General features: G+C 65.8%; 3 protein-coding genes. All 3 read right to left on the bottom strand.

Annotation, left to right across the window (positions count from 1 at the left end):
* Window positions 1-59 precede the first annotated feature (59 nt).
* The 3 genes from B2R83_RS05120 to B2R83_RS05110 all read right to left on the bottom strand — a co-directional run bounded on the left by B2R83_RS05120 (window position 60) and on the right by B2R83_RS05110 (window position 5,141).
* The gene (locus B2R83_RS05120; protein ID WP_292038793.1) at window positions 60-1,649 is read right to left on the bottom strand and encodes a response regulator; all 1,590 of its coding nucleotides are present in this window, start codon (window positions 1,647-1,649) and stop codon (window positions 60-62) included.
* Between the two features lie 17 nt (window positions 1,650-1,666).
* Window positions 1,667-4,603: a response regulator gene (locus B2R83_RS05115; protein ID WP_292038792.1), complete on the bottom strand. Its 2,937-nt coding sequence runs from the start codon at window positions 4,601-4,603 to the stop codon at window positions 1,667-1,669.
* A gap of 127 nt (window positions 4,604-4,730) precedes the next feature.
* The gene (locus B2R83_RS05110) at window positions 4,731-5,141 is read right to left on the bottom strand and encodes a DUF2061 domain-containing protein (protein WP_292038791.1); all 411 of its coding nucleotides are present in this window, start codon (window positions 5,139-5,141) and stop codon (window positions 4,731-4,733) included.
* Window positions 5,142-5,430: the final 289 nt, after the last annotated feature.

Here is a 5,430-nt window from a genome sequence, read left to right as displayed (position 1 = left end):
GGTGGGGTTTTTTGCTTTGTAGTCCTAAAGCCTGCTGTTCGGATCCGCACTGCGGATCCTCACTCTTCCGCCAGCAACTGCTGCACCAGTCGCGTCATCTCCTCGAGCCGGTACGGCTTGCGCAGCAGGTGATTGCGCTCGAGGATCTCGTCTTCTGCGCTGCCTTCGCCCGGATAACCCGATGCGAACAACAGCTTCGCCTGCGGCAGGTAGTCGGCCATTGCCGCCGCCAGGTCCTGCCCGCGCACCTCGCCCGGCATGACCAGGTCGGTAAAGACGAGATCGATCGGCAGCCGTTGGCGGATCATGCCCAGCGCCGTCTCGCCGTCCGCTGCTTCGAGCACGCATAGTCCAAGCTTGCGCAGCACCTCGACGCTGACCTGCCGCACAGGCGCTTCGTCTTCCACGACGAGCACGGTTCGTAAGACAGGCCCCGCTGCGGGCGCCGGTTCCACCTCGGCCGCCTGCAGCAGCGGGAAATACATGCTCACGGCCGTGCCGCTGCCGGCCACGCTCGCCAGTTCGATCTGCCCGCCGCTTTGTCGCACGAAGCCGAAGGCCAGGCTCAATCCGAGGCCGGCACTACGCCGGCCCGCCTTGGTCGAGAAGAAGGGTTCGAAGGCGCGTCGCTGGACCTCTTCGTCCATGCCGGGGCCGTTGTCCGTGAGGCGGACGCGCAGGTAGCCCGGGGCCTCGTCGGCCTGCGCATGTCCCGGCAAGTGCGCCGCGTCGGCCGTGACCTCGAGCCATCCGTCCTTGTCCATGGCTTCCGCCGCGTTCTGCACCAGATGCAGGACGGTTTTCTCGAACTGGGCCGGATCGACGCAGGCCTGCAGGCCGTCGCCGAGCGACAGCGTGAGCGCATGTCCGCCCAAGGTCTGGCGGATCGTGCCTTCCATGCTGCGCAGGTGCCGTCCGACATCCAGGGCCAGCGGCGCCAGCGGCTGCCGGCGCGCGAAGGCCAGCATCTGCGAGGCCAGCTGGGCGCCGCGGCGCACGCCTTCCGAGGCTGCTTCCAGGCGCTTCACCGTCCGCTCGTCGGCGCGGTGCGCCACCCGCAGCAGCTGCAGGTGTCCGTTGATCAGCTGGAGCACATTGTTGAAATCGTGTGCCACGCCGCTCGTCAGCTGGCCGATCGCTTCCATTTTTTCGGCTTCGTGCAGCGAGGCCTGTGTCCGGGCCAGTTCGTGCGTGCGTGCGAAGAGCTCGGCCTGGCTCGCGCGCAGCGCCTCCAGCGCCCGGTCGCGTTCCCGGGTCGCGCGGTAGGCTTGCGAGTGCGCCAGCAGGCGCGCCGTGAGTTCGACACTGTCCGGCCACTTCACCAGGTAATCGATCGCTCCCGCCTCGAAACCGCTCGCCTTCACGCGCGGACTGGTGTTCGACGACAGCATGATGATCGGCACCTCGGCCACGCGCGGATCCTGCTTGAGGGTGCGGATCACTTCCAGCCCGTCGATCAGCGGCATGTGCAGGTCGACCATCATCACGGTCGGCGCGAACGCCAGCGCCGTCTCGAGCGCTCGCGACGGATCCTGCTGGTATTCGAGCACGATGCCGGGTTCCTCCGCCAGCATGCCGCCGACGAGGTCCGCATTGATCAGGTGGTCGTCGATCAGCAGGACCCGGGTGTCGATCGTTTTGGTGAGCATCTTGTCCTGGACCGGTCTTATTGAAGAGTTTCGCCCGCTTCGAGCATCGCCTGCGCGATGCTTTGTTCGAGCTGCAGCAGATCGTAGGGCTTGGGCAGCACGATGATGCCGTTGTCGGGCGCAACGCGCACGTTGTTCCCCTCGCCCGAGGTAAGGATCACGCGCAGCATGGGGCGCATCGCGATTGCCCGCGCCGCCAGCTCGAGGCCGGACAGGCGCGGGAGGTTGAGGTCGGTGAAGAGAATGTCGACCTCATGTTCGTTCAGCAGCATGAGCGCATGTTCGGCCGAGCCGCTGCCGCTGGCCGCATGGCCGAGCGCCGCGAGCAGCTCACAGGCCAGTTCGCGCGTGTCCGGATCGTCTTCGACCACCAGGATGCGCTGCGTGTCGTCCTGCGCGGACGGGATCGTGCGCACGATGTCGTCCGCGACCGCCGGCGCCGCCATGGGCACCGACAGCGTGCTCGCACCCAGCTGGCCGCGGATCGTCCGCGCCAGTTGCTCGCGGCTGAAGGGTTTCGGCAGCAGTTCGATCGCTTCGTCGAAGGAGGTCTCGGGCAACTGGCCCGAGGTCAGCAGGATGCGCGTGCGCGGCGCGACGTGCCGGCACTGCGCCACCAGCGACGCGCAGTCGACGGCGCCCGGCATCGACAGGTCGGAGAACAGCAGGTCGACCGGCATCCCGGACTGGAGCACGGCGAGCGCCTGCTGTCCGCTCTCGGCGCCGAGCACCCGGTAGCCCAGGCCGGCGAGCAGCTCGGTGGTGGTGGCCACGACCGCCTCGTCGTCATCGACCACCAGGATGGTCTCGTTGCCGCCGGGCACGCTGGCCTCGCTCACAGCCTGCACGTGCAGCGCCTCGCCGTCGGCGCGCGGCAGCAGGATCGTGATCGTCGTCCCATCGCCCGGGCTGCTGTCGATGCGGATCTCGCCGCCGCTCTGGTTCACGAAGCCGTACACCATGCTCATGCCCAGGCCGGTGCCTTCGCCGGGCGCCTTGGTCGTATAGAACGGATCGAAGATCTTGGCCAGGACTTCCGGCGTCATGCCGCAGCCCTTGTCCGTAATCGACAGCGACACCTGGCCTGCAGATGCCTCGCCGTTGCTGACGCTGATCGTCAGGCGCCCGCTGCCGCCCATCGCGTCGCGCGCGTTGATCGCCATGTTCAGGATGGCGTTCTCGAGCTGGTTGCGGTCCACCCTGGCATGCCAGAGTCCCGGCGCGCGGCGCAGGTCCAGCACGATCCGGTCGCCCAGAGCGCGCAGCAGCAGCGACTCCATGTCGGCCAGCAGGCGTCCGAGGTCGGTGGTCACCGGCTGCAGCGGCTGGCGGCGCGCAAATGCGAGCAGCTGCGAGGACAGCTTCGAACCGCGTTCGACGGCCGCAACCGCGCTCGCCACGCGCGCACCGAGCACGCTGCCGATCCCGTCCAGTTCCATCAGCTGCAGGTTGCTGGAGATGATCTGCAGGACGTTGTTGAAATCGTGGGCCACGCCGCTCGCCAGCTGGCCGACCGCTTCCATCTTGTGGGCCTGGCGCAGCGCATCCTCGGCCTTGGCGCGCTCGGCTTCTTCCAGCACGACCTTGCGCTCCAGCGAGTGGTTCAGTTCGCGCAGCGCCGCCTCGGCCTGCCGCAGGTTCTCCTCGGTGCGTTTGCGCTCGGTGATGTCGAGGGCCACGCCGAGGTAGCGGCGCTCGCCGGCGATCGTGCTCGGCACGGCTTCGCCGCGGCGCGCGATCCAGCGCCGTTCGCCGTTGTCGACGCGGGTGATCAGGAATTCCGAGTAGCGCAGCGGATTCGATTCGCTGCCGATGCGGTTCGGTCCGGCCAGGTGCAGGAAGGACGGGTCGACGCGGCTGAGCAGCAGGTCGGCAGTGACCTCGATATCGGGGGCGAAGCCCCAGATGCGACGGTAGGCATCCGACACCACCAGCTTGCCGGTGCTCGGGTACCACTCGAAGGTGCCGATGCCGCCGGCTTCCTGGGCGACACGCAGCCGCTCCTCCGTCAGCGCGTGCTCGGTAACGTCGACGCCTTCGACGAAGATGCCGTGGATACGGCCGTCCGCATCCTTCAGCGGCTGGTAGACGAAGTCGAGGATGCGGCGCTCCATGTCCTGGCCGTTGCCGCGGTCCAGTTGGACCTCGAGCTTGCGGCCATGGTAGGGCTCACCGCTCGTGTAGACACCGTCGAGTAGCTGGTAGATGCCCTGTCCATCGAGCTCCGGCAGGGCGAGCCGCACCGGTTTGCCGAGGATCGGGCGATGCTGGACCAGTTTCAGGTAGGCGTCGTTGGCAAGCGCGAACACGTGTTCCGGACCGGTGAGCACCGCCATGAAGCTCGGCGCCTGGCGGAACAGGGTGTTGAGGAAGTCCATGTCGCTGGACAGGCGCCGGTTGGCCTGTTCGAGCGTGATGCGCAGGGCGTCCAGGTCGCTGTTGACCTGCTCGAGATGGCTTTCGTGGCGTTCCCGCTGCTGTGCGCTGTGTACCCGCTCGGTCGTCTCCAGCACGGTTGCCAGTACCCCGCGCACGACGCCGTGTTCATCGACCGCCGGACCGTAATAGAGATCGAACCAGATCTCCTCCGGCACGCCATGACGGTCGAGGACGAAGCGGGCGTCGCGAAAGACCCTTTCTTCGCCGGCGAAGCAGGCATCGAGGACTTCCTCGTTGAAGTCGCGGGCATCCGGCCAGGCGTCCAGCACCGAGGTGCCGAGGACCTGCGGATGCTTGCTGCCGCACACCCGCGCGTAGCCGTCGTTGTAGATCAGGGTGCGGTCGTCGCCCCAGATCAGGGCCATGCCGGCCGGGGAGCGCAGGACGACGTCGGTCAGCGTGCGCAGGGCAGCTGGCCAGCTGTCGAGGGGGCCGAGCGTTGTCGTGCTCCAGTCCCGGGATCTAATCAGCTCGGCCGCTTCGGAACGCGAAGCGGGCCAAACGATCTTGCTCATACTGCCTCATCTGGTCGAAGGCGAAGCTCGCCAGGGCCGCGTTGCGGACAACGTGTCCGGAACAGCGTGACAGTGTAACACTGGAAACTGAGCGGTCAGTGGCTTTTGTCTGTATGCCAATGCATGCTCAGGCAGCCTGGGCGCCGCCGTTCAGGCGCAGTTCCAGCTTGTTCCAGAAGCGGTCATGGATCGGAAGCAGCAGGACGTTGCAGACCGGTTCGAGTACTGCGGCCATGCCACCGAAGGCAAGCGAGCCGGTGGCAACATACATCACTGCGAAGGCCACGCCCATGTGGAGGGAGGTCTGGCTCAGTTTCTCGGCAACGATGCGCAGGTAGCGTTCGCGTTCGTGAAGGGCGCGGGCACGGACGGCGGCCCATGCCTTCTCGTGCAAGGGGAGCAGCAACACGTTGATGAGCGGTTCGATGACGATCGCCAGTCCACCGAAGACGACCGAGCCCGTCACGGCGTATGCGATGGCGAACGCGATCGCCATGTGGGTGATGACCTGACTGGTTTTCTTGGCGGCGATGACCATGCTTGCTCTTCCTCTGCTTCGTTAACACTGCTGTACGCCAAATGATATCGATTCTCATTCATAGCTAAAAGAAAATTTAATCAAATAAATTGATAGTCGCAGCCTATTGGCCGACGCCGCTTGGGCGGAATCGGTACTGTGGTTTGTTCACATACGAGCTACTTGCGCTGCATACGGGAGTTTTGCTATAGTCTCGTTTCTTCGACGCACATCGCCGCTTTCAAAGCATCGACAGCTAAAGAGAAAAAGAGGGGCTTGAGGATAAACGCAGAACACCGCATAATCTCGC

It is taken from the genome of Massilia sp. UBA6681 (assembly GCF_002454935.1).
Classification (GTDB): Bacteria; Pseudomonadota; Gammaproteobacteria; order Burkholderiales; family Burkholderiaceae_D; genus Telluria; species Telluria varians.
Note: the sequence above shows the minus strand (reverse complement) of the source record. Positions and strands in the feature narration are given on the sequence as shown.

What these genes read in the sequence shown, in the direction of transcription:
- B2R83_RS05115 (WP_292038792.1), bottom strand. Translation starts at nt 4,603, where the DNA reads ATGAGCAAGATCGTTTGGCCCGCTTCGCGTTCCGAAGCGGCCGAGCTG.
- B2R83_RS05110 (WP_292038791.1), bottom strand. Translation starts at nt 5,141, where the DNA reads ATGGTCATCGCCGCCAAGAAAACCAGTCAGGTCATCACCCACATGGCG.
- B2R83_RS05120 (WP_292038793.1), bottom strand. Translation starts at nt 1,649, where the DNA reads ATGCTCACCAAAACGATCGACACCCGGGTCCTGCTGATCGACGACCAC.